Here is a 455-nt window from a genome sequence, read left to right on the forward strand (position 1 = left end):
ACCCCAACGCCCCGGCCCCGCGCTACGGCATCCGTGGCCGAAATGACCGCGGTGGGGGCGACGGCCCGCCCAAGCGTGGCAAGGGTCGCCCCGGCGGTCCCAAGCCCCGCAACGGCGTCAAACCCTCCGGCGGCCTGAAGGGGGTTCGCAAGGGCAAGCGGAAGTGAAGCCCGCCCCCTTCGACGCCGCTCAGGACCTGGCCGACGCCCCGCGCACCGGAGGCGGCCAGAAGCCCAAGGATGCCGCCACCCTGATCCTGACGCGCGGCGGAGACCGGCCCGAGGTGCTGATGGGCCGACGCGCGCCCGGCCATGTCTTCATGGCCTCGAAATGGGTTTTCCCCGGCGGGCGTATCGACCGTTCCGACTTCACCGCCGCCGCGACGGGCGAACTGTCGTCAGACGTCGCCCGGCGCTTGGAGGCGGAAATGCCCGCCCGCCGCGCCCGCGCCCTGG

Annotated in this window: 1 pseudogene; it reads left to right on the plus strand. The window is 73.8% G+C overall.

The features are described 5' to 3' along the window. Positions 1-163 precede the first annotated feature (163 nt). Positions 164-455 (plus strand): annotated as a pseudogene (locus HX774_RS19500) (NUDIX hydrolase); the annotation flags it as partial.

Source organism: Brevundimonas sp. P7753 (assembly GCF_013386595.1).
Taxonomy (GTDB): domain Bacteria; phylum Pseudomonadota; class Alphaproteobacteria; order Caulobacterales; family Caulobacteraceae; genus Brevundimonas; species Brevundimonas bullata.